This window comes from Vibrio sp. CDRSL-10 TSBA (assembly GCA_039696685.1).
GTDB lineage: Bacteria > Pseudomonadota > Gammaproteobacteria > Enterobacterales > Vibrionaceae > Vibrio.
Map to the genome: position 1 here is coordinate 470,187 of CP155565.1, position 23,117 is coordinate 493,303.

Below are 23,117 nucleotides of genomic sequence, written 5' to 3' on the forward strand. Positions count from 1 at the left end.
AATTGCGGCGAACGTGGAAGGAATGAAGAAAAAATCGCCGCACAGCAAAGATTTAATGCGCGGCGATTCTATCAATTTTTAGCAATCAGTGTGTAACAATAGATGTATAACCGTCACAAAACCGTGAACAAGTAGTAATTAGTGGCATGATTACCTGAAGCAACTTTTGTCTGAACTAACGTTGATCTGCACTATTTGGTCATAGTCGTGCATCATGCTGATTCTGTGGCGGCTTCTTTTACCGGCGTCGCTTGTTGTGGCGGTAAGTCTTGCTGACGCAGTTTGTCGTTTTTCAGTGTGCGGTGCAGCAGCTGGCTGTAAATCGGCTGGCCGCCAAATAGCTGTGCAAAGGTACCTGCACCCAGACAAGTAATGATCAGTGGCAAAATCAGGTAGTAGTTATTGGTCATTTCAATCACCAGCAGAATACCGGTGATCGGAGCGCGCACTGTTGCTGCGAACAGCGCACCCATGCCAGCAATCGCAAACATGCCAGGTTCAATCTCAAGTTCCGGCAGCATACTTTGCACGATAAGGCCGAATGCATAACCAAATAGTGTACCTAGTGCCAGCATAGGCGCGAAGATGCCACCCGGTGCGCCGGAGCCGAAACAGATCAGTGTGGTCAGAATACGGCCAAGGAACAACAATAACAGCAGTCCTGCACCGTAACCGCCGTTGGTTATGGTCGGGATCAGTGCAATACCGCCGCCGGTCAGTTCCGGAATATACAGCAGAGTTAACCCAAAACATCCGCCCAGCAGTGAGCCGGTAATCAGATAGCGGCTACGGGTATTTTTATGAATCTTAACGAAAATATCCTGGGCTGTGGTGATGAGCTTATTGAACAGCACGCCAAAAATACCGAACAGCACACCGAGTAATAAAAACAGACCTAACAAAGGTAAGTCCGGGGCGTGGTATTGCGGCATGGTGATCACCGCATCCTGGCTGTTGACGCTGCGAAAGACGATGTTGGCTGCGACCGAAGAAATAATAACTGCACGTACGGATATCAGGGTATAGCGAAATTGCGGCCGCATCTCTTCCATCACAAACATGATGCCGGCCAAAGGTGCGTTAAACGCCGCGGACAGACCACCGGCTGCGCCGGAAGCCAGCAGAGAATGACGCGTATCGTCATTTTTAATGCGGAAAATATCCGACACCATACGACCAATACAACCGCCCATCTGCACAGTTGGCCCTTCACGGCCGAGAACCATACCTGAACCCAGTGCGCCCATACCACCAAAGAAACTTGACCGGCAGCACTCGCCACCAGCGCACCGGACGCATGCCATCCATAGCACCTTCGATTTCCGGAATACCAGAGCCGGCTGCTTCCGGAGCAAAGCGGTGCACGAGAAAATAGCCGATAAAGGCCAGGGCAGCACTGATCAGAAACGCGGCGAGCCACAAAGGCAACATGTTGCCAATTTCACTGCGCAGCCAGTCGGTACGTGTTTCCGAGACAAAATGAACCGCTTGTTCGAAATAAGTACCGACGATGCCTGAAAGAATACCAACGATAAGGGAGAGGAACAGGACGGAAGCGGGGGTTTTTTCTTTAGAGAGAAATTGATTAATCGCATCTTTTGGAACTTTGGAAAGTAAACTGTACTTCAACTTCTCACTCTTCGTCATGAAAATAGGGCCTCAGGGATTGGAATTCAGGGGGTGGCCTCGAATTATACTCTCCACATCATCCAACTATAGCGACAAGAATGCAATATTGATTTTCATATATGATTGATTTCGCTAAAATTCTGAAAACCGTGTAATTATCATCAAAAATATGCGAGAAAAACTTGTATTTTCAGCGTAATGAACCATATTTAAAGGGTAAGGCAGATTTGATTATTTCGAAATGGAGGAATTGAAAGGCCTTACCTACAATTTGGATGGATTCAAAAAGTACTTCAAATCAAATGTCCTCGCAAATGGTCAGTTTGGTACACAAAACAGACTGACTCGCAGACTCACGATTGAGTTCCGGGGAAAAGAGGCGCGCTATAGTCAGTGCGCCTTTTGCTATTTATCGTATCTGTTTCTTTCTGTTACGGAGCCTGTTTTTATCTGACTCATCTGTTTCTGTGATGTTTTCTGGTTATTTCGTCAGCACCTGAATTTTCTGCCGCTTTCTATTCACTCAGTTTTTCTGTTTATCTTTGTACAGTCGCCAGCCTGACTGAGAAATATTGATAAGCTGTATCAATGTTTTGTTTTCATGTCGAAAGCCGAGTGGATATAAAAAGCACGGCTAACTCGTTTATCTCGCAATAGTTTTTATATCGTAATAGTTTTTTACTCGCAGCTGGTTTGAACGTTATACTATTACAAAAGGGAGTATAACCATGACTGAAAAAGTTCCGACCAACATAATTACCGGGTTTCTCGGTGTAGGTAAAACCACCAGCATACTTAACCTGCTTCGTACTAAACCCAGCGATGAAAAGTGGGCGGTACTGGTGAATGAATTTGGTGAAATTGGTATTGACGGTGCCATGATGTCCGAGCAAGGGGCGCTGATAAAAGAAGTGCCGGGCGGCTGCATGTGTTGCACTGCTGGTGTGCCAATGTCAGTGGGTATCAACGCACTGCTGCGTCAAAAGCCGGACCGTTTGCTGATTGAACCGACCGGGCTCGGCCACCCGAAACAAGTGATTGCCACTCTGACCTCCGAGCAGTATCTGCCATACGTGGATTTGAAAGCGACGATTGCACTGGTTGATCCACGTAATCTGCGTAACGAAAAATACACCAGTAACCAGAACTTTAATGATCAGCTTGGCTGTGCCGAGGTGATCATTGGTAATAAAGTCGATGAATGCGACGTGGATGATATCGATGCGTTTAACGATTGGGTTACCGACCAGTCTCCGTCCAAAATCTTTCATAAGTTGGTATCGCGCGGGCAACTGCCGCTGGAAGTACTGGATATTGAACGTTTGGTGCCGGAGCAAGTGGACGCGCGTGATGCCCATCATCACCATCACTCAGAGATGGAGCCCCAGTTTGAACTGGATCCAAAGCAACCTTATGTACGCCGTGAAAATCAGGGGCAGGGCTATTTCAGTTGTGGCTGGCTGTTTGGCGCTGAATTTGCGTTTGGCTTTGATGACCTGTTCTCTCTGTTCAGCGATCTTAAAGCGGAACGGATTAAGGCTGTGGTGAACACTGACCGTGGCTGCTATGCGTTCAACGTGTCTCAGGGAGTGGTTTCCGTCAATGAAATGAGCCTGGAAGGTTTTGAGTCGCGCATAGAACTGATTGACTCACAGCTGATGCCCTGGCAACAACTGGAAGATATTTTGGTTAAGTTGGCGGGAATTAATCGCTAATGGGGTTGCTCTTCAGGAGTGAATGAGTGCCATCGCCAGGAGTGAATGAGTTTTTAGCTCTTGGCTGTAAACTGAATCAGTTAGTCAATCTCATTGATACTAATATGAAAAGGGCGCTTAGATAGCGCCCTTTTCATACATAGGTCATACAGAGTCAGTCACAATACTGGATAGAGCCATCTCTGCGTGTTGGCTTAACGCTTGTTACGCAGGTAACGCTTGCGACGCTCTTCTTTGCGCTTCGCTTTTTCTTCTGTTTTACGAGCTTCTTCGATTTCAACTTCAATCAGCTCTTGCGTGATCATTTCCGGTAATTCGAGTGTGATTTGGCCAATCACACCCTGGCGAAGTTCATGCAGCAGAATTTCTGACGCCTTATGCAGATCAACGCGGCCACCGGCACGTAATGCGCCACGCTTGCGGCCAATCGCTTCCATCCACTCCACATCTGACTCAGGCGATTCATCGATTTGGTAACGCTCTTTGAGCTTTTCCGGGTAATGAGCAGCGAGATATTCCACTGTATAGAACGCTACTTCGTCATATTCCATCGCGGTGTCTTTGACTGCGCCTGTTGCGGCAAGGCGGAAACCGCTGTGCGGGTTTTCAACTTTTGGCCACAGGATTCCCGGTGTATCAGACAGTACGACACCGTTTTGCAGGTTGATACGCTGCTGACGGCGGGTTACCGCAGGCTGGTTACCGGTTTGCGCAATCACACGTCCGGCCAGGGTATTGATAATGGTGGACTTACCCACGTTCGGAATACCCATGATCATGGTACGAATGTTCTTGCCGATCTCTTCACGGTGCGGTGCCAGTTTACGGCACAACTCAAGAATTTTATGCACTTCCTGCACGTTAGACGTGGTGACAGCCATGGCTTTCACGCCTTGCTCTTTTTCAAGATGTTCAATCCAAAGTTGCGTCATTTCCGGGTCGGCCAGGTCGCGTTTGTTTAGTACTTTAACGACTGGTTTATCACCACGCAGACGTGAAATCACCGGGTTCTCACTACTGAACGGAATACGTGCGTCCAGTACCTCGATGATAACGTCTACCTGAGGGATCGCTTCTTCGATTTCCTTGCTTGCTTTATGCATGTGGCCCGGAAACCATTGGATATTGTTGTTAACCATTTGAAGATATTGCCTTTTAATTTAATGGTTTTGTCTGTGGTAAAAAGCTGGAAATAACAGACGATTGGATGAGAATCGCAGGTTTGTCTAAAAGAACAACCTGTGCTTATCCGCCGCCACAGCACGGTTTAATCTGCCAATATTACCACTTAATTGACCCTGCTGGAATCCGCTCTCCGTTTATCGGCGAGACTGTGAGGACATTTGGCTGGTGTAGCATAGATTGACAGTGTTTAAGCATCGACTTCGCCTAGTTTTGAGATACATTGAGCAGAGTGAAATTCAAATACGCCTTTGCCCGCCGGAATCCGCTAGGGCAAAAATAAAAACGCCGCGTGAGGAAACGCGGCGTTGCAGCGGTTTTGGTTAATCACTAAATTCTTCTTATCACCTAGCTTTTCCAAATAACCCGATGGACACTGGATCAGCGGCGCGGAAAAATCAGCATTGCTTTAAAACGGCGGCTTGCAGACGGTTGCCCAGTACGCCACCGATCAATAGTACAATCAGGAAAACCCAGCCTGAAAGAGAGAAGTTGACGATAGGAGTAAACAACGCGCCTACGTTACAGCCATTGGCAAAACGGGTACCAAAGCCCATCAGCAGGCCACCCAGTGCAAACAACGCGTAATGGCGAACGGAGTAGTTGGTTTTCAGTGACAGGGAAAATTTACCCAGAAACAGCACTGCAACTAAAGTACCGATCATGATCGCCAGGTTCTGCACGCTGACGCCGTGCTCGAAAAACGGCAGGTTAAACAGCGCTTCCGGACGGTGAGTAAACGCAGCAATATCCGCAGAACTGACACCAAACGCCATCAGCAGTTTACCAAACCAGATACCGAATGGCGTCGACGCCCCCCAGCCAGATCCTGTTGAGACCATCATGACACCAAAAACCAATGCGATGACCAGAGCCGAAGTATTCATTTGCCAAACATTACCTAACCAGCGCTGGTAGTTTTCTTTGCTGAAAAGCTTCGCGTTAGTGCTTGGTTTTGGTTGTTGCGCGCTCTGTTCACGCAGCATTTCACCGTCTACACCATAGAAGGTACCGGCTTGCTCACGGCGTGCCTGATATTTACGCGCAGCCAGAACCACGATTGAAGCAAAGACAATAGTCACTACCACAGACATAAAGTAGCCATTCAGGGGACCCCAGCTGAACAGATCTGGCAGGAATACCCCTTTACCGGCGTAGCTCGGGCTCGATATTACGGTTTGCGTAATCCATTCCTGAGTGGATTGCAGCGGGAATCCGAAGAAAACACCAGCGCCGAAAAACAGCAGAGTAATCAGTGCGCGAGGGATATCGCCGACCATCTCGACCATAACCCCTGTGGCGCAGCAGCTTGATAAGCTCATGCCAGCGCCGAACATGACGCCGCCAACCAGCAGACCGATGTTGATTGGGTTAACCCAAAGGCGGTAGTCGCCGGCATCGGCATTAAACAGAATGCCCGCGTTGACCACAGCGGTAACCACAAACATAAACATCAGCGTTTGCAGAAGCTGGGTTGAGCCGCGGCGATAAGCACGATTGACACTGCCCGCAAAACCCAGCGAACCTTTGGTCAGGGCGAAGCCCAGCGCCAGACCCATTAGCAGGCGCATAAACAGTGATGCGTCTTTAAGAAGAGTTGCGCCAAGAAGCAGAGCCACGAGGGCAATAGCTGCTCCCCACCATGCTTGTACTTTATTCATATGTAAAACCTTACTTACCAACAAGTTGGAAATTGGAACAGAAAAGGCGCGTAGACTAACATGGCGTAGCTTTGTGACGCAGGTCAAAAATTAGAATGAATCGTTATAAGATAAACGATTATTAATAAGATTGTTTTTAACAATTAATCAATAAGTTGTCGGTGTCAGACGCTGCTCTCAAGCGCCGACCGGTTTTATAAGGTGCTGGTTTTATCTCCGGCTTGTCATTGTTACTCTGCAAAAACTTCACCCATACTTCACTGATGCGTCACGTTGATTAACGACAATTCTGGCTTTACTAATCTGAGCATAAAAGGAAGAGCGATGAGTGATACGTTTACCCGGCGTCGTTTTCTCGAATTATCTGCCAAAGGTGTTGGAGCGGCAGTTATTTCATCCGGACTGATGGGCTGTAATCTTAATCTGAGTAACAGTGTACCGGCGACTTTTGAACACGGCGTAGCGAGCGGTGATCCGCTCAGTGATGCGGTGATACTGTGGACTCGTGTCACTCCCGTCGGGAAAGGCAACGTTCGTGTTGCATGGGAAGTGGCAACGGATGCTGACTTTACCCAGTTGATTACCAACGGCACGACCATTACCACATCGGAGCGTGATTACACCGTGAAAGTCGATGCCATCGGCCTCGAAGCTGGGACACAATATTACTACCGCTTTTGGGTCGCCAATCGCCAGTCAGAGACCGGCGTTACTAAAACTCTGCCCGAGGGGGACGTCAGCTCGGTCAAACTTGCTGTGGTTTCCTGTTCAAATTATCCCGCCGGCTACTTTAACGTGTATGAATTGGTGGCGCAGCGAGACGATCTGGATGCATTGTTGCATCTTGGGGATTACATTTATGAGCATCCCCGCGGTGGTTATGCCAGTGAAAATGCCGCAGAGCTGGGCAGGGAAGTGCTGCCGGATACCGAATTGCTGTTACTCAGCGACTACCGAACCCGTTATGCCCAGTACCGCACTGATGCCAGCTTACAAAAACTGCATGCCAAAGTGCCGTTTATTACCGTATGGGATGACCATGAGGTTGCCAACGATGCCTGGCGTGACGGGGCGGAAAACCATAATGATGGTGAAGGTGATTACACGGCGCGCAAACTGGCCGCAACTCAGGCTTATTTCGAATGGCTGCCGATCCGCCCCTGGAGTGAAGGCGATCATCAGGATATTTATCGTAGTTTTAGTTTCGGCAATCTTGCCGATCTGCATATGCTGGATACCCGTTTGCTGGCTCGTGACCAGCAACTCAGTTACAGCGATTATATTGACGGCAGTGGTAACTTCGATCAGGCCGGTCTGACCGCCGCACTGACGGACTCAACCCGCACTATGCTGGGAGCGACACAACTGGCCTGGTTACAGCAGCAGCTGCAGGTCTCTACCGGCACCTGGCAGATTCTGGGTCAGCAAGTACTGATGGGCAGAATGGTACTGCCTGCTGCTATTGCGACGCAGCAGATGTCGATCAGCGATTATGTGACGTTAGGCTCTTTAGCGCAGCTCGCTGCCCGGGCTGAGGCGGGGGATCCGACGCTGACCCAGCAGGAAATCGATTACCTGACCGCAAATCAAAGTTTGCTGACTGCGCAGGTTCTGGCGTTGCTGCAGTTACCCAATATTCCTTATAACCTCGATGCCTGGGACGGCTATGGCTATGAGCGTGAAGTCGTGCTGCAAACCATCAAACAACTGGGTAAAAACGCCGTCGTTCTGGCAGGCGATACCCATAATGCCTGGGCGAATAATCTGATTGATGCCGACGGGGATACGGTCGCGGTTGAGTTTGCCACCAGTTCGGTGACCTCACCCGGTATTGAGGAATATTTGTCGATTGCAGCGGATGATGTTGAAACCTATGAACAGTATATTGTTGGCCTGGTTGAGGGCTTGCAATACACCAATCTGTATCAGCGTGGCTATCTGTTACTGGAGCTGACCCCACAGCAAGCTAATGCGAGCTGGCAGTTTGTCGATACTATCTTGTCGCAGCAATTTACCCAACTGACCGGGCGCAGTCGTCAGGCCTACATGGTCAACGGACAGCCGCAAGTGGTGATGGCAGACACTTTATCCTGATAGCAAAACAGAGAGCAGAAGCTAGTGTTCTGCTCTCTGTCTGCTTTTGTTCCTGACTCGCTTACTGTTAGGTAACCTATGCGTGAGTTCAGGCCTGTTCGCGGTTGATCTCCGGCGTTAAAATCCACTCAGCACTGTCATTAAGCACATCCATTTTGGTGATTTTGCCATCCCGCACTTCAAAGCGATCAGTATAGCGGTTGCCATTAAAGTGGCGGCCATCCGGCCACTGTCCGTACAGATAACCAATCGAATAGACAACGCAGTGATCCTCTTTCTGCACCGCGTCATACTGCACAATATCTTTCTTTATCCACTGATAGCGCTGTTGATTGAAGGCGGTGATGGCCTGCGCGTTGGCCATTTCTCTGCGCCCGGTAAAAGTGATTTTGACCTGTTCATCCATAAAAGTAGCGGCAGTTTCCGGATCCGGCTTCATTGAGGCCTCTAAAAACTGGCTGACGATTTCTACTGCTTTGTCTGTTTCTGACATTGAGTCTCTCCTTAGTTGGTTATTAATGGTGCAAACGAATCTGATTTGGATCTTTTTTGTGCAGATTTCTTGGCAAATTCCACCAAATTCGGTACTTTTCGTCTGGCACTCAAATTGCTAGCAATAATCATGCAATGGCTAGCAATTAATGAAAAGAGGGATCTTATGAAACGTTCAACAATCAACAAACTGGTTAAACACGGACTTTCGGTGGGTGTCACGGCAGCACTGTCCATGAGTGCCTTGGCTGCATATGCAGCTGAACCGATCAAGGTCGGATTGGTCGCGGCGCTGTCAGGCCAGTCTGCCAAATCGGGTGAGGCGATTACCCGTGGTTTGGTGATCGCGATTGATGAAATCAATCAGGCAGGCGGAGTGTTGGGCCGTCCGCTGGAACTGGTGCGGCGTGATGATGAAAGTAATCCTTCGAAAGGGTTGCTGGCAGCCCGCGAGCTGATTCAAAAAGAAGATGTGGCTGTGCTGTTTGGCGGTTTGGATACTCCGGTTTCCCTTGCCATCGTGCCCGTTGCCAACCGAATGAAAATGCCGTTTATGGGGGTTTGGGCGGCGGGTACGCCAATCACCCAGAATGGCGCTAAAGAGAATTATGTATTCCGTGTTTCGGCGGTGGATGAAGTGGTTGATGAAGCGCTGGTGCAATATGGCATTGATAACTATGCCATGAAAAAACCGGGTATGTTGCTGATTAATAACCCTTGGGGAGAGTCAAACGAGAAGGGGTTTCGCAAGGCATTGCAGGCGCGTGGTCTGGAATACAGCGGGATAGAACGTATTGAGTCTGGTGATGTTGACTTAGTGCCACAACTCACCCGGTTGAAAGAAAAAGGCACCGATACTTTGCTGATGGTGGCTAACGTGGCACCTTCAGCCCAAGTGGTGAAATCATTGGAGCGTATGGGTTGGGACGTACCTGTTGTTTCTCACTGGGGCCCGGCAGGCGGGCGCTTTGGTGAGCTAGCCGGACCGACGGCGGATCGGGTGCATTTTATTCAGACCTTTACGTTTACCGATACCCAGTCGGGGAAAGGCGGTGAAGTGTTTGGCAAATTGCAGGCGAAATTCCCGGAAATCAAAAGTGTGGCTGATGTGACACCGGCTGTTGGCATAGCCAATGCGTACGATGCGATGCATCTCACTGCGCTGGCAATACAAAATGCCGGTTCAACTCAGGGCAGTGCCATTCGTGACGGTTACTACCGTATTGATGACTATCAGGGGTTGATCAAGGACTTTAAACGGCCGTTTCACCGAAACCCAACATGATGCGATTGGCGCCAAAGATTACGTTTTCACCCATTTCGTCAACGACCAAATCGTACCGGTTCAGTAACTCGCACTGAACGGTGGTGAGTCAATACAAATATTTGGTCAGTCAATACGGATAGGAGAGCGTTACGTCATGTTAACCGCTGCCATTATTACCGGGCTGGGTCTGGGGAGCATGTATGCTCTCCTTGCCCTCGGGTTTCATATTACTTATATCGTCAGTAAAACCGTCAATTTCTCCCAGGGCAGCGCCATGATGCTCGGCGCGGTGCTGGCTTACTCTTTTTGCATCACCTGGGGTATGCCTTACTGGGTTGCTTTCTGTGTGACTTTGCTGCTCAGTGCGTTATATGGTTTGGCCATTGAGCGCTTTCTGGTGCGCCCGTTTGCCAATAAAGGCTCTGATGCCTGGCTGATGGCGACGGTCGCCGGAGGCATTTTAATCGATAATGCGGTGTTGTTTACCTTCGGTAAAGAGCCGCGTCAGTTTACTAACGAATTTGCTACCACCAGTGTCGACTTGTTCGGCAGCGGAGTGTATGCACTACAGGTCTTGATCCCTGTGGTCGGTGTGATTATCGCGCTGTTACTGGCTGTGCTGGTGCGCCGTACCCGTTTAGGAAAAGTGCTGCTCGCTTGTGTACAGAATCCGGATTCTGCCCGCCTGATGGGGATCAATGTCAGTCGCGTTGTGGCGGTCAGTTTTGCCATGTCGACGGTACTCGCCGCGATCGCCGGTATTCTCATCGCGCCACTGTTTGCGGTGCATTCTGATATGGGCACGCTGTTCGGACTCAAAGCCTTCGTAGTCGCCATTCTGGGTGGTATCACCAGTGCGTCCGGTGTGTTTAGTGCCGGGCTTATTTTTGGTTTAGTGGAGGCGATAGTTACGGTTTATTTTGGCTCAGCGTTCACTCAGATCATTACCTTCTCGCTGGTGATATTCGCATTAGCGGTCAAACCCAATGGCCTGTTTGTTAAAGGACAGGAGGTGAAAGTATGAGTATCACTCAGTCAAAATCCTGGTTGTGGATTGCGCTGTTTACCCTGGCGGGTTCCGTGCTTTGTTTTCTGCTCGACAGCTATTCGTTACTGGTATTCACTCTCTGTGCAATCACGGCATTGGTTGGCGTTGGTCTCAACATCCTGATGGGGATGAGCGGCCAGATCAGTTTTGGTCATATCGCTTTTTATGCGATCGGCGCTTATGTCAGTGCGCTGTTGCTGTTGAACGGAGTTCCTTTCGGGCTGGCTGTTGTGGCTGCCGCTCTGGTGTGCGGCGCTGTGGGTGGTTTGTTGGCGATCCCGGCCATGCGGGTCAGCGGGCCTTACCTGGCAATGGTGACCATCGCGTTTTCTTTTGTCGTGCATCACGGCCTGATGGAATGGCGTGACGTGACCGGTGGTGCCAATGGGTTAATGGGGATCCCGATGCCGGAATTGGGCGAACTGGAACCGGACCGTCTGCTTGCGCTTATCGGCATGATGAGCCTCGGCGCTGCACTGATTATGTATCAACAGGTTTATTACAGTGGGTGGGGCAAAGCAATGCGTGCGGTTAAATCGAGTCCGATTGCAGCGCGTTCACTCGGATTCAATCCACTGCATACACAAACCCTGGCGTTTGCTTTATCGGCGGCGTTTGCGGGGCTTGCCGGTGCGATGATCCCGCCACTGATGATGTACATCAGCCCGAGTACATTTCCGTTTACTCAGTCGATTTTATTTGTGCTGGTGGTGATTCTGGGCGGAACTGGCACATTATGGGGGCCGGTTTCTGGGTGCCACTGTGGTGATTTTATTGCCTGAGTTGCTGGCGCCGCTGGCGGAGTATCGTCTGTTGATTTTTGCTCTATTGCTGCTTGCCGTGTTGTGGGGCGCTCCGCGTGGTCTGATCGGTGAAATCACCACACGACTGCGTAAAATCAGCATTGAGTTACCACCAAAATCGGTCAACCGGCATCAGATTGCGACGTTTTACGATCGTGCTGATAACGGCCTTAGCGGGCTAAACGTTGCCGATATCGGTATTACTTTTGGGGGTGTAGTCGCGGCGCAAGGGGTCAGTTTTGAAGCGCCGCTTGGCAAAGTGACCAGTATCATCGGCCCTAACGGGGCGGGTAAAACTACGGTCCTGAATATGATTAGTGGTTTTTATACCCCGGATCAGGGCAGTGTCAGCCTGAATGAAGAACTTGTTGGCCTGAATGCTCATAGTATCGCCCGCTGCGGCATTTCACGCACCTATCAGACCAGCCAGTTGTTTGATGACATGTCAGTACTGGAAAATCTGTTGGCGGCGATGCAGCAAGGCAGTATCGGCCATCCGTTTTACGCCCGGCAGCCAGGGCAGCGCGAACTGGCGCTGAATCTGCTGGCACTGGTCGGTTATCAGGGATCCATCAATACTCCCGCACAGGACTTACCCCATGTTGACCGCCGTCTGATCGAGATAGCACGTTCGCTGGCCACCTGTCCGTGGGTTTTGTTGCTGGATGAGCCGGCGGCAGGTCTGAGCCGTGAGGATACCGATCAATTAGCCGGTTTAATCAAGACCATCGCCGGATTTGGTATCGCGGTCATTCTGGTTGAGCATGACATGAAACTGGTGATGGGCGTCAGTGACCAGATTCTGGTGCTGGATGCCGGTAAACCGATCGCTCTGGGTCAACCACAACAGATTCAACAGGATCCGGCGGTCATTGCTGCCTATCTGGGAGCGACCAGTTATAACGCCCCGCCACGGGTTAAGCAGTGGGCTGCTGCCAAACAGTCAGTCCTTTTTACCAAACAACTGACCATAGACTACGGGGCGTCCCCTGTAGTGCATGAGGTTGATATTGAGGTCAATCCTGGCGAATGTGTCGCCATTTTAGGGGCCAATGGTGCCGGAAAAAGCAGTATTCTGCGCAGCCTGGCGGGGCTTAAGAAGCCGGCCAGCGGGACGATTGGCCTTGATGACAGCTACATCCATCACATGAATGCTGATCAGATCGCCGAACGTGGCCTGGCTTTGGTTCCCGAAGGACGCCAGCTGTTCGGTGACCTGTCAGTCAGAGACAATCTGCTGCTCGGCGCGTATTCAAGGCAGGACCATGTGGATGAGGCAAACGAAATTGAAGCGATTTTACAGCGCTTTCCGCGCCTGCGCGATCGGATAGAGAGCCAAGCCGGGCTGTTGTCCGGAGGAGAGCAGCAAATGGTTGCGGTCGGACGGGCATTGATGGCCAAACCACGCATCCTGTTACTCGATGAACCGTCTCTGGGTTTAGCGCCGTCGATGATCGCCGAGCTATACGATGCCTTGGCGCAGCTCAGAGACGACGGCGTGACCATACTGCTCGTCGACCAGATGGCCAACCTAGCGTTGCAGGTTGCTGATCGGGCTTACGTACTCGAAACCGGCAAGATAGTGCAGGCCGGTACGGCACAACAATTATTATCCGATTCGGAGTTAGAAAAAGCCTATATGGGAGCAAGTTAATGCAAGCAGATACCGTAGTGATAAATTGTCGTTTAGAAGGGCAGTCAACGCTCAGCTGCGCGTTTATCCAAGAGGGATATTTTACCGCTTTGCAGCCGCAAAATGAGACAGATACGAGCGCCTTCGGTGCAGCACATGTGATTGATGCCAAAGGGCAACTCATGCTGCCAGGCCTGGTCGAAACTCATGTTCATCTCGATAAAGCTTGTACAGTGTCACGTTGCCGGCTGCAGCACGGCACACTGCAAGAAGCGATTGAACAGACATCACAGCTGAAAAAAGGCTTTACCTACCAGGATGTGTACCAGCGAGGGAAACGGGTACTGGAAAAAGCCATCACCCAGGGCACCAGCTATATGCGCACCCATGTCGAGATAGACCCTGTCGTCGGCCTGACCGGGTTCGAGGCTATACAGCAGCTCAAGCAGGATTATGCCTGGGCGCTGAGCCTTGAGCTGTGTGTATTTCCTCAGGAGGGGCTGCACAATAATCCGGGAAACTTACGAGTTGCTGGTGCAAGCTCTGGAGCAGGGCGCCGATTTGCTCGGCGGTTGTCCGTATACCGACAGTGATCCTGAGCAGCAAGTCAGAACGCTGTTTAGCCTGGCCACTCAGTACGATGTCGATCTCGATTTTCATCTCGATTTCGACCTCGACAGTTCAACCATGACACTGCCATACGTGGTGGAAATGACGCGTGAATTTGGTTACCAGGGCCGGGTAACGGTGGGCCATGTGACCAAGCTGTCAGCAGTCAAACCGGCTAAGTTACAACAACTGGCGCAGGAAATGGCACAGGCAGGCGTCCGGTTAACGGCGCTGCCGAGCACTGATTTATTTCTCAACGGACGCGAGTTTGACCATTTGGTGCCGCGCGGCGTCGCACCGCTGCTGCCGCTGAGTAAACAGGGTGTGTGCTGTTCAATTTCGACCAATAATGTTGAGAACCCGTTTACACCATACGGGGATGCTTCTCAGGTCAGGCAGGCGAATCTGTATGCCAATGTCGCTCAACTGGCGACACCCGCGGAGCTGAGTCAGTGTTTTGAGTGGATTTCAGGTGACTCGGCAAAGCTGATGAAACTGCAACACTACGGGATCGGGATTGGTAAGGTGGCCGATGCGGTCTTCTTTAACGCGCTCAGTCAAGCGGATGTGGTCGCAACTGTACAAGCACCCGTTATGGCGATCAAACGTGGCCGGATAACCTTTACCCGGCCGCAGGTGAGCTTACATCATCCGCTTTAAACCGGTAGAGAGAATAAACAGCGGGGAATAGCATTTAATAGCATTTCTCCGCTGTTTCACTTTGTCGGCTGCTTAATCTGGCGTTACAGGCGTTTGACTGAGTGCGTCACCAAGGTCAAGTTCTTGGTCATTGCCCGGGCTCAACACCAATTCCGCTTCCAGATGATCAAGGTGCGCCAGCATAACAGCGACAGCCTGTGATTGATTGCCGGCTTTTAATGCATCAATAAGCTGCTGATGTTCATTGTGCTGACAAGCCGGAACATCGTTACGCTGATAAAGCGCTACAATCAGTGAACTGCGTACCATCAGATTATCAAACATCTCCATCAGGACCCGATTACCGCACAGGTTAGCCAGCAGGCGGTGAAAATCGCACAAGGCACCGACAATGGCGCGGCGGTCATTGGTCTGCACCGCGGCTTGTTCAGCTTGCATGTGTGCCTCAATTTTCGGCCAGTGTTCGGCCAGTTTCTGCATTGTAATACCTTCGACAATCCCGCGTTCGATTACCCGTCTGGCGGCAAAGACTTCGCGCGCTTCTTCTGCCGTCGGCTGCGAAACCATCGCGCCGCGATTGGGTTCGATGGTGACAATATGCTGCAGCGCAAGACGCTGCAGAGCTGTCTGCACATGGTTACGGTTGGCTTGCAGCGCAGCAACAATCTGCGCTTCGACCAGACGCTGACCTGGTTTAAGCTTGTGCTGGGCTATTGCGGTCGAAAGGGCGGCCATAATGCGTTGTACTTCTTGTTGTTTATGCGTCGATGCGGTGGGGCGCGGCGTAACCATTGCTGTGAAAACCTTATATTTCTCATTGCTAGCACTCAGTTTACCCTTGATAGACGGAGTGAGACAACAAGAAAGGACAACTGACAGCGTGGCAATATGGCACCTGGTCTGGTGCATGAGGTGTTGGTCAAAGTTCGACCATAAAAAAGCGACCATGAGTTGGTCGCTTTGAAAGTGGTACTGGTGTGATTTACACCCGGTACAGCGAGAGCTGATGGTGCAGATTATCGGCCAGTTGTTTAAGCGTCTGACAGGCTTGTTGAGTTTCGCTGTTCAGGTTTAGATTCTGATCGCTGGCTTCACGGATCTGATTGATGTTCTTGCTCACATCTTCCGCGACATAACGCTGTTGTTGCACAGCACTGGCGATTTCGGCGTTAAGCTGCGAAATGTTTGCTACTGAGGCAAGAACCGTTTTCAGGACATCATCAGCAATCTGTGCCTGCTGGACATTATCCGCGGCGATCCGGCTGCTCAACGTCATCTGCTCTGAGGCTTCTTCACCGCTGGTCTGCAAACGCTCGACCATCGCCCGGATCTCTTCTGTTGATTTCTGGGTTTCTGCTGGCCAGTAATCGGACTTCATCAGCGACAACGGCAAAGCCGCGCCCCTGCTCGCCGGCCCGAGCTGCTTCAATAGCAGCATTCAGCGCCAGCAGGTTAGTTTGGTCAGCGATGTCATTAATCACACCCAGCACGTTGCCAATGCTGTGGCTCGCATTAACCAGTTCTCCTACCACAGCAGTGGATTTTTGAATGGTATCGGCCTGATGCTGGATGCTATTTATGGTCTGAGTCAGAGTCTCACCGACGCGACTCACATCTTGATTCGCCTGGTTGGCGTTGTGTTCAGCATTGGTAGTATTTTTAGCGATATCTTGCGCTGAAAGGCTCATTTCATGGGATGCTGCAGCAACTTGTTCTGTGTCCTTATTCTGCGCTTCTGAAGCCGCATAAGATTGCGTTGCGATAGCCATCAGCTGAGCGGCAGACTGATTGACAGCTTCTGCGGCACTTTTCGACTGTTTGATTGTTGTATGGATGCGATCCAACAACTTATTGAACCCTTTAGCCATAGTCGCGAGTTCATCATTGCCACGTTGGTCGAAGCGTTGTGTGAGATCACCCTCACCATCCGCCAGGTTATGAATCGCATCGACATAAACGGCTAAAGGTTTACCGATGATACGTCGTACCAGCAGAGTAATAAAACCTATCATGACTAAACTGATCACCAATACCGTCGCGGCACCCTGGATTGAAATCTTCCAGATCATGGCTGAAATTTCAGCTTTCGGGTAAGCCGTTACGATCTGATAGTGCCATGGCGTATAGTCTGAACGCGTGATCAACCAATCATCAGGCTGGTCGAGCGCCGCTTTGATTTGGGCGTCACTGAGATTGTCAGAGTGCATACGCAACTGACCAGTACCATCGTATAAAGCCACGAATCCCTGATTCAGGATGCGCGACTGTGCAATGGAGTCAGTGACAATACTCATATTAGCCGGATATCCCACATACCAGATGCCAAGGGTCTGGTTGTTCTCAATGATTGGCTCGTAGGCGGAAATATACGGGTGCCCGAGGATATCGACCATACCGTAATAGCTTTGACCGCTGCTGATCGCCGCCATTGCTTTACCGTTGCGTGACAGTAAAGTACCTACCGCGCGTTGATTGTCTTTTTTGACGTTGGTGGACACACGAATAAAGTCGTTACCACTACGCGCAAACAGCGTTGCTGTCCCGCCCATAATGTCAGTAAGACTGTCGACAAGGCCATAATTGTTCGACTGTTTAGTGTCACCAAAGTAGAGCACCGGTGCACTTTGTCCTGCGACGGCCTCTTGTCCTTGCAATTGTGCCGGACCCAACAGTTCGCTGCGCTGTTTGAGTAGCTTCATGCTGCTTTCGACTCGCTGCATCATGATGTCATTGGTGGTATTCAGCAGGCGAGTCGTTTCCTGAATGGCTTGCTCTTTTTGTCGATTGGCCTGTTCGTTAACCTGGTTAATGCTGGTTTGGATTTCATAACCAACCAAAACCAAAGCAATCAAGCATATTAAAACGGTAATGCTCAAAATGAATTTGCGGTTAATGCTCATATAAATACCTTAAAAAGTGAGGTTTCTGGCATCCGTCGATGATTAAAAGTGTGGTAAACGGATTGGCTCAGAAAAACAGGCAGCGCTATTGTTATCGTCTGTTTGCACGGCCTCTTAGTTGTACATCATGTGGTATAAATTGATCTAAATCAAATTAACTTCAATAAATAATGATTTATGTGTCATTAGTGTTAGGATCGTTATCGAATATGCATCTTGGTTGTTATTGAGTTGCCGTCTTTCTGTTATAGCTCATGTTGAAATTTTTAGCAGGCAGTGATTGTTGTGTTGTTGAACTGGAAGAGTCATCGCTGACTGCGTTGTGTGAAAAAAATCCATAAAAAGAGAAAAAGTTTCTTATATGTCGCAAATCGACCCCGCTGAGGCGTTAGCAAACAGCATGCACTAACCGACGCTGGCTAACATCTTCTCCAGCCAAAGGAATGAATCTGAATACTCAGTTCAGCATGGAGAAATGAAGATGTTTAGCAAGAACGACTCAATTGCCGGTTTTGATGATCCCGTGTGGGCCGCAATGCAACTGGAAGCGAAACGTCAGGAAGAGCATATCGAACTGATCGCATCCGAAAACTACACCAGTCCACGTGTAATGGAAGCGCAAGGCTCCGTGCTGACCAACAAATATGCCGAAGGCTATCCGGCCAAACGCTATTACGGTGGCTGTCAGTTTGTCGACCAAATCGAAAGTTTAGCAATCGGCGCGCGTGTAAACTGTTTTGCGCTGATTATGCGAACGTGCAGCCGCACTCGGGTTCTCAGGCAAACTCAGCCGTCTACATGGCGTTGTGTGAACCGGGTGACACCATTTTAGGGATGAGCCTTGATCACGGTGGTCACCTCACTCACGGCGCCAAGGTGAGTTTCTCGGGTAAATTGTACAACGCAGTGCAATATGGCCTGAATCCGCAAAGCGGTGAAATCGATTATGACCAGGTTGAACGCCTCGCAAAAGAGCATAAACCGAAAATGATCGTGGCAGGGTTTTCTGCTTATTCACGCAAGGTCGACTGGTCGCGTTTTCGCGATATTGCCGACAAAGTTGATGCCTATCTTTTTGTCGATATGGCACATGTTGCAGGCCTGGTAGCGGCAGGATTGTATCCAAACCCGGTACCATGGGCAGATGTGGTGACCACGACCACTCACAAAACGTTACGCGGTCCGCGTGGTGGCCTGATTTTGGCGCAAAGTAACCCTGAACTGGAGAAGAAACTGAATTCTGCGGTTTTCCCTGGCGGGCAGGGTGGTCCTCTGATGCATGTGATCGCCGCTAAAGCAGTTGCATTCCAGGAAGCACTGCAACCGGAATTCAAAGCGTATCAGCAACAAGTCATCGCTAACGCCCGGGTTATGGCGGAAGTGCTGGCTGGCCGCGGGTACGACATCGTTTCTGACGGTACCGATAATCACTTGTTCCTGCTGAGTCTGATTAAGCAGGGTCTGACCGGTAAAGCCGCGGACGCTGCTCTGGGACGTGCCAACATTACCGTCAACAAGAATACGGTTCCCAATGACCCACAATCACCTTTTGTGACATCAGGCCTGCGAATCGGCTCTCCGGTGATTACCACCCGTGGTTTTAAAGAAGAGCAGTGCACTCTGCTGGCCGCCTGGATAGCCGATATTCTTGATGTTCTGGATGATGAAGCGCAGTTGCAGCAGCAAATAGAACAGGTGAAATCTCAGGTTATCGCGCTCTGTGCAGAGTTTCCCGGTTTACCGTTGAGATGTTCAGTGAGTAAGACAAAAATGCGCCGGACGATATTGGCCTGCGGATTTTAGCCAAGCAACATTTTTCCAAGTTGCTTAAACCAAGCAACTTTAACCAAGCAACAAGGTATGTGGCAGCCCGCTGAGCCTGTCATATGCCTCTCACCAGCGGAAACGCTCAGCACCCTCTCAATTTGTCCTTAACGGTGCAAGCGGTACAGATTAACGGGCTTTCTGTATTGTCGAAGCACCACTTGTGAAGTGATCCACTCACTCTTTCTTCACTCAATTCGGGAACCATCTGGTTCCCTTTTTTTTGCATCATTTGTATACAATATTTGCGCTAACTCACAATCACAAAAATAGCTAAAAACGACGCTTTTTTAATCTTGCGATCGCAGTACAAAGTGTTAACATCTTTTCAACAATCACCAGTTTGGTTTCCCTCTCTTAGTGCTTGTGAACCAATGCAGTGCAGGGTGCCAGCACCGTTTTAAACGTGGGTTATTTATCATCGTATAAGAAAAATAAATTTTTAAAGGCAAAGTCACAAAAATAGGCGGCATTTTTCGCATAAAACTTAGCAGTTTGCGACATGGTCGGTTGTTTAGATCATAGAAGATTTATTTTTGGGTACGGTTGTTGCTACTTTGTTACTGCTAAATAGGACAGTTAGCAAAGTGTTAAAATCTCCACAACGATGATTAGATATAATTGGAGTGCGCAATGTCGGTTTTACAAAACTCGCTCAGACAAGGATACGCGCAGAAAGAAGTCGGCCGAATCGGTTTTTTACTGCTGAATAACTTCACTATGCTCGCGCTGGCTTCAGCGGTCGAACCACTGAGAATGGCTAACCAACTGAGTGGCAAAGAGCTGTACGATTGGTACACCATCACGGAAGACGGCGAGCCGGTTTCTGCCAGTGACGGTATCAAGATTACTCCCGATGCATCAATGAGTTCAGTGCCTAAGCTGGATACTTTGATCGTAGTAGGGGGGGTAAACATTACCCGTAGTTTCACACGACGTCAGGTGAACTGGGTGCAATCTCTGGCACGTAAGCAATTGCGTCTGGGTGGCCTGTGTACAGGTCCTTACCTGTTGGCGGAAGCGGGCGTGTTAGATGGATACGAGTGTGCGGCACACTGGGAGTGTATTGCGGCTTTACAGGAAGCCTACCCACGAGTTGTATGCTCAAACCATCTGTTCGTGATTGACCGTGATCGTATGACCTGTACCGGTGGTTCTGTACCGCTGGACATGATGATCAACATGATCAAACGCGACTACGGCCATGAGTTAGCGGCGAGCATTTCTGAAATGTTCATTTGCGACAGAATCCGCGGCGAAAATGACTTCCAGCGTGTACCGCTGCGTCACGTGCTGGGCACGGCTCAGCCAAAGCTGGTCGAAGCGATTACTCTGATGGAAGCGAACATTGAAGAAACCATCGAACTGGATGAACTGGCCATGTACGTCGGTTTGTCGCGTCGTCAGCTGGAGCGCCTGTTCCAGAAATATCTGCAATGCCCGCCTTCAAAATATTACCTGAAGTTGCGCTTGTTCCGAGCGCGTCAGCTACTACGTCAGACCTCGATGTCAATTATCGACATCGCGACCGCATGTGGCTTTGTTTCTTCGCCGCATTTCAGTAAGTGTTATCGTATTCACATCGGCATCTCTCCGCGTGCAGAGCGCTTAGGCCACTACGATAATGAGCTGAATACAACCCTGTTGAGTGCCGAGTTGGAAGACGATCCAACCCAGGCAGATCTAGCCGCTTTGGCAGCGTCAGATCTGCAGTCGTCACGCTCGCTTTATGAGGCACAATATGAACCTACGTACGGGTCTGTAATGGTCTAATAAACCTCCAAATTCTTCTAAGCCGCTGCTTCTCTCGCAGCGGCTTTTTTTTTATCAAAAAACGACGTGCACAGTTACGCAAAAGGTGTTTGGAGTGACGTTTTCAGAACACTACTAAATGACCGGAATACCTATTCTGAGCATAAGCCCATAGAACAAATAACCAGGTGAGAAGATGAACGCAAAGGAACTGCATGATGACGCTATCGTCATTGACGGACTCGTGATTGCTAAATGGGATCGCGAGCTTTTTGAAGATATGCGCAAAGGCGGACTGACCGCTGCTAACTGCACGGTCTCAGTGTGGGAAGGTTTCCAGAACACTGTAAATAACATCGTTGAAATGAACAATCTGATCGAAGCGAACAGTGACATCGTGACGAAAGTGAAAACGACCAGCGATATCCGCCGTGCAAAGCAGGAAGGTAAAACCGGCATCATGATGGGGTTCCAGAACGCACATGCGTTCGAAGACCAATTAGGCTATGTACAAGTATTTAAAGACCTTGGCGTCGGTGTGGTACAGATGTGTTACAACACCCAGAACCTGGTCGGTACCGGTTGTTACGAGCGCGATGGCGGTCTGTCTGGCTTTGGCCATGAGATCGTAGCAGAGATGAACCGCGTCGGCATCATGTGTGACCTGTCACACGTCGGTGAAAAAACGTCACGTGAAGTGATTGAAGCGTCGAAAAAACCAGTTTGTTACTCACACTGTCTGCCAAGCGGACTGAAAGATCACCCACGCAACAAATCCGATGAAGAGCTGAAATTCATTGCCGATCACGGCGGTTTTGTCGGTGTCACTATGTTTGCACCGTTCCTGAAGAACGGCATCAACTCAACGATCGAAGATTACGTCGAAGCAATCGACTACATATTTAATTTGGTTGGCGAAGACCAAATCGGTATCGGGACCGATTTTACTCAAGGTCATGGCCAGCCGTTTTTTGAATGGCTTACTCACGATAAAGGCTATGCACGCCGGTTGACGAACTTTGGCAAGATCATCAACCCGGAAGGCATCCGTACGTTGGGTGAGTTCCCTAACCTGACAGATGCGCTGTTACGACACGGCTTCTCTGAAACTCAGGTTCGTAAAATCATGGGCGAGAACTGGCTTCGCGTCTTAGGTGACGTGTGGGGCGAATAAGCTCACACACTACAATCGATAACTAATCAAATTTTAAAATAACGGAGTATTTGAAATGAGTGTACATGCACCTGAAATGCCAATCCTGGTAGACGCCGAAACCGGCGTTTGGACCACCGACGCGCTGCCGATGCTATATGTTCCTCGCCACTTCTTTGTCAACAACCACATGGCGATTGAAGAAGAGCTGGGTCCGGACCGCTACGCAGAGATTCTGTATAAAGCAGGTTACAAATCAGCTTACTACTGGTGTGAAAAAGAAGCTGAAGAGCATGGCCTGGTTGGCGAAGAGATCTTCGCTCACTACATGAAACGTTTGTCTCAGCGCGGTTGGGGTATCTTCACTACTGAAGAGCTGGATATCGCCGCAGGTGTTGCAAAAGTTCGTCTCGACAACTCAGCATTCGTATATCAGTACGGCAAAGTGAACCGCAAGGTTGACTACATGTTCACCGGTTGGTTCGCTGGCGCAATGGATCAAATTGCGCAAAGTCTTGGCTACGACGTTAAGACCAAAGCAGTTCAAACTCAGAGTGCAGCGGAAGAAGGCTGTGACTTCGGCATGTTTGAAACAACGCCAATCGCGTAACACATTACAATTACAACGATCAGTAAAAGCACAGTCAAGGAAGACAGCCATACTCCCTAAGGGTGTATGGCTGGTACAGAGGTGA

17 protein-coding genes and 2 pseudogenes are annotated in these 23,117 nt (G+C 49.9%); 12 read left to right on the plus strand and 7 right to left on the minus strand.

Annotated elements, in window-relative coordinates; translation table 11 throughout:
- Nucleotides 1–212: 212 nt before the first annotated feature.
- Nucleotides 213–1,647, minus strand: a pseudogene (gene clcA / locus ABDK09_02240) (H(+)/Cl(-) exchange transporter ClcA).
- Nucleotides 1,648–2,357: 710 nt separating this feature from the next.
- Between clcA and ABDK09_02245 the strand changes: the two are divergent.
- A complete protein-coding gene (locus ABDK09_02245) occupies nucleotides 2,358–3,344 on the plus strand; it encodes a GTP-binding protein (GenBank protein ID XAW88217.1) in 987 nt (328 codons plus the stop codon).
- Between the two features lie 194 nt (nucleotides 3,345–3,538).
- Here ABDK09_02245 and ylqF read toward each other — a convergent pair whose 3' ends face one another.
- Both ylqF and ABDK09_02255 read right to left on the minus strand, forming a co-directional pair.
- Nucleotides 3,539–4,483 (minus strand): ribosome biogenesis GTPase YlqF, encoded by a 945-nt coding sequence (ylqF, locus tag ABDK09_02250; protein ID XAW88218.1) that lies wholly within the window; start codon nucleotides 4,481–4,483, stop codon nucleotides 3,539–3,541.
- Between the two features lie 441 nt (nucleotides 4,484–4,924).
- Complete coding sequence (locus ABDK09_02255; GenBank protein ID XAW88219.1) at nucleotides 4,925–6,187, minus strand: YeeE/YedE family protein; 1,263 nt, start codon at nucleotides 6,185–6,187, stop codon at nucleotides 4,925–4,927.
- A gap of 324 nt (nucleotides 6,188–6,511) precedes the next feature.
- Here ABDK09_02255 and ABDK09_02260 point away from each other — a divergent pair, with 324 nt between their 5' ends.
- Nucleotides 6,512–8,281, plus strand: a complete 1,770-nt coding sequence (locus ABDK09_02260; protein XAW88220.1) for an alkaline phosphatase D family protein — start codon at nucleotides 6,512–6,514, stop codon at nucleotides 8,279–8,281.
- A gap of 88 nt (nucleotides 8,282–8,369) precedes the next feature.
- Here the strand turns inward: ABDK09_02260 and ABDK09_02265 are convergent, their stop codons facing one another.
- Nucleotides 8,370–8,774 carry a nuclear transport factor 2 family protein gene (locus tag ABDK09_02265; GenBank protein XAW88221.1) on the minus strand — a complete coding sequence of 135 codons (405 nt, stop codon included), beginning with the start codon at nucleotides 8,772–8,774 and terminating at the stop codon, nucleotides 8,370–8,372.
- A gap of 165 nt (nucleotides 8,775–8,939) precedes the next feature.
- On the opposite strand from ABDK09_02265, the gene ABDK09_02270 reads away from it, so the two are divergent.
- The 6 genes from ABDK09_02270 to ABDK09_02295 all read left to right on the plus strand — a co-directional run bounded on the left by ABDK09_02270 (nucleotide 8,940) and on the right by ABDK09_02295 (nucleotide 14,793).
- Complete coding sequence (locus ABDK09_02270) at nucleotides 8,940–10,058, plus strand: ABC transporter substrate-binding protein (protein XAW88222.1); 1,119 nt, start codon at nucleotides 8,940–8,942, stop codon at nucleotides 10,056–10,058.
- Between the two features lie 136 nt (nucleotides 10,059–10,194).
- On the plus strand, nucleotides 10,195–11,064 hold the full coding sequence (locus ABDK09_02275) for a branched-chain amino acid ABC transporter permease (GenBank protein XAW88223.1): 870 nt from the start codon (nucleotides 10,195–10,197) through the stop codon (nucleotides 11,062–11,064).
- On the plus strand, nucleotides 11,061–11,870 hold the full coding sequence (locus ABDK09_02280) for a branched-chain amino acid ABC transporter permease (GenBank protein ID XAW88224.1): 810 nt from the start codon (nucleotides 11,061–11,063) through the stop codon (nucleotides 11,868–11,870). The genes ABDK09_02275 and ABDK09_02280 overlap by 4 nt, the downstream gene beginning before the upstream one ends.
- Entirely contained in the window at nucleotides 11,851–13,545 is a 1,695-nt protein-coding gene (locus tag ABDK09_02285) for an ATP-binding cassette domain-containing protein (GenBank protein ID XAW88225.1), read from the plus strand. Before ABDK09_02280 ends, ABDK09_02285 begins: the two co-directional genes overlap by 20 nt.
- Nucleotides 13,545–14,117 carry an amidohydrolase family protein gene (locus tag ABDK09_02290; GenBank protein ID XAW88226.1) on the plus strand — a complete coding sequence of 191 codons (573 nt, stop codon included), beginning with the start codon at nucleotides 13,545–13,547 and terminating at the stop codon, nucleotides 14,115–14,117. The genes ABDK09_02285 and ABDK09_02290 overlap by 1 nt, the downstream gene beginning before the upstream one ends.
- Complete coding sequence (locus tag ABDK09_02295) at nucleotides 14,059–14,793, plus strand: amidohydrolase family protein (GenBank protein ID XAW88227.1); 735 nt, start codon at nucleotides 14,059–14,061, stop codon at nucleotides 14,791–14,793. The genes ABDK09_02290 and ABDK09_02295 overlap by 59 nt, the downstream gene beginning before the upstream one ends.
- A gap of 72 nt (nucleotides 14,794–14,865) precedes the next feature.
- Here the strand turns inward: ABDK09_02295 and ABDK09_02300 are convergent, their stop codons facing one another.
- The 3 genes from ABDK09_02300 to ABDK09_02310 all read right to left on the minus strand — a co-directional run bounded on the left by ABDK09_02300 (nucleotide 14,866) and on the right by ABDK09_02310 (nucleotide 17,693).
- On the minus strand, nucleotides 14,866–15,585 hold the full coding sequence (locus ABDK09_02300; protein ID XAW88228.1) for a GntR family transcriptional regulator: 720 nt from the start codon (nucleotides 15,583–15,585) through the stop codon (nucleotides 14,866–14,868).
- Nucleotides 15,586–15,775: 190 nt separating this feature from the next.
- On the minus strand, nucleotides 15,776–16,114 hold the full coding sequence (locus ABDK09_02305; GenBank protein XAW88229.1) for a hypothetical protein: 339 nt from the start codon (nucleotides 16,112–16,114) through the stop codon (nucleotides 15,776–15,778).
- Nucleotides 16,086–17,693, minus strand: coding sequence for a Cache 3/Cache 2 fusion domain-containing protein (locus ABDK09_02310; protein XAW88230.1), 1,608 nt, complete (start codon nucleotides 17,691–17,693; stop codon nucleotides 16,086–16,088). Before ABDK09_02310 ends, ABDK09_02305 begins: the two co-directional genes overlap by 29 nt.
- Before the next feature lie 481 nt (nucleotides 17,694–18,174).
- Between ABDK09_02310 and glyA the strand changes: the two are divergent.
- From glyA to ABDK09_02330, 4 genes and pseudogenes are all read left to right on the plus strand, one after another.
- A pseudogene (gene glyA / locus ABDK09_02315) lies at nucleotides 18,175–19,415 on the plus strand (serine hydroxymethyltransferase).
- A 735-nt stretch (nucleotides 19,416–20,150) separates the two neighbouring features.
- Nucleotides 20,151–21,290 carry a GlxA family transcriptional regulator gene (locus ABDK09_02320; protein ID XAW88231.1) on the plus strand — a complete coding sequence of 380 codons (1,140 nt, stop codon included), beginning with the start codon at nucleotides 20,151–20,153 and terminating at the stop codon, nucleotides 21,288–21,290.
- A gap of 175 nt (nucleotides 21,291–21,465) precedes the next feature.
- Complete coding sequence (locus ABDK09_02325) at nucleotides 21,466–22,443, plus strand: dipeptidase (protein XAW88232.1); 978 nt, start codon at nucleotides 21,466–21,468, stop codon at nucleotides 22,441–22,443.
- Between the two features lie 55 nt (nucleotides 22,444–22,498).
- The gene (locus ABDK09_02330; GenBank protein ID XAW88233.1) at nucleotides 22,499–23,032 is read left to right on the plus strand and encodes a DUF5943 domain-containing protein; all 534 of its coding nucleotides are present in this window, start codon (nucleotides 22,499–22,501) and stop codon (nucleotides 23,030–23,032) included.
- Nucleotides 23,033–23,117: the final 85 nt, after the last annotated feature.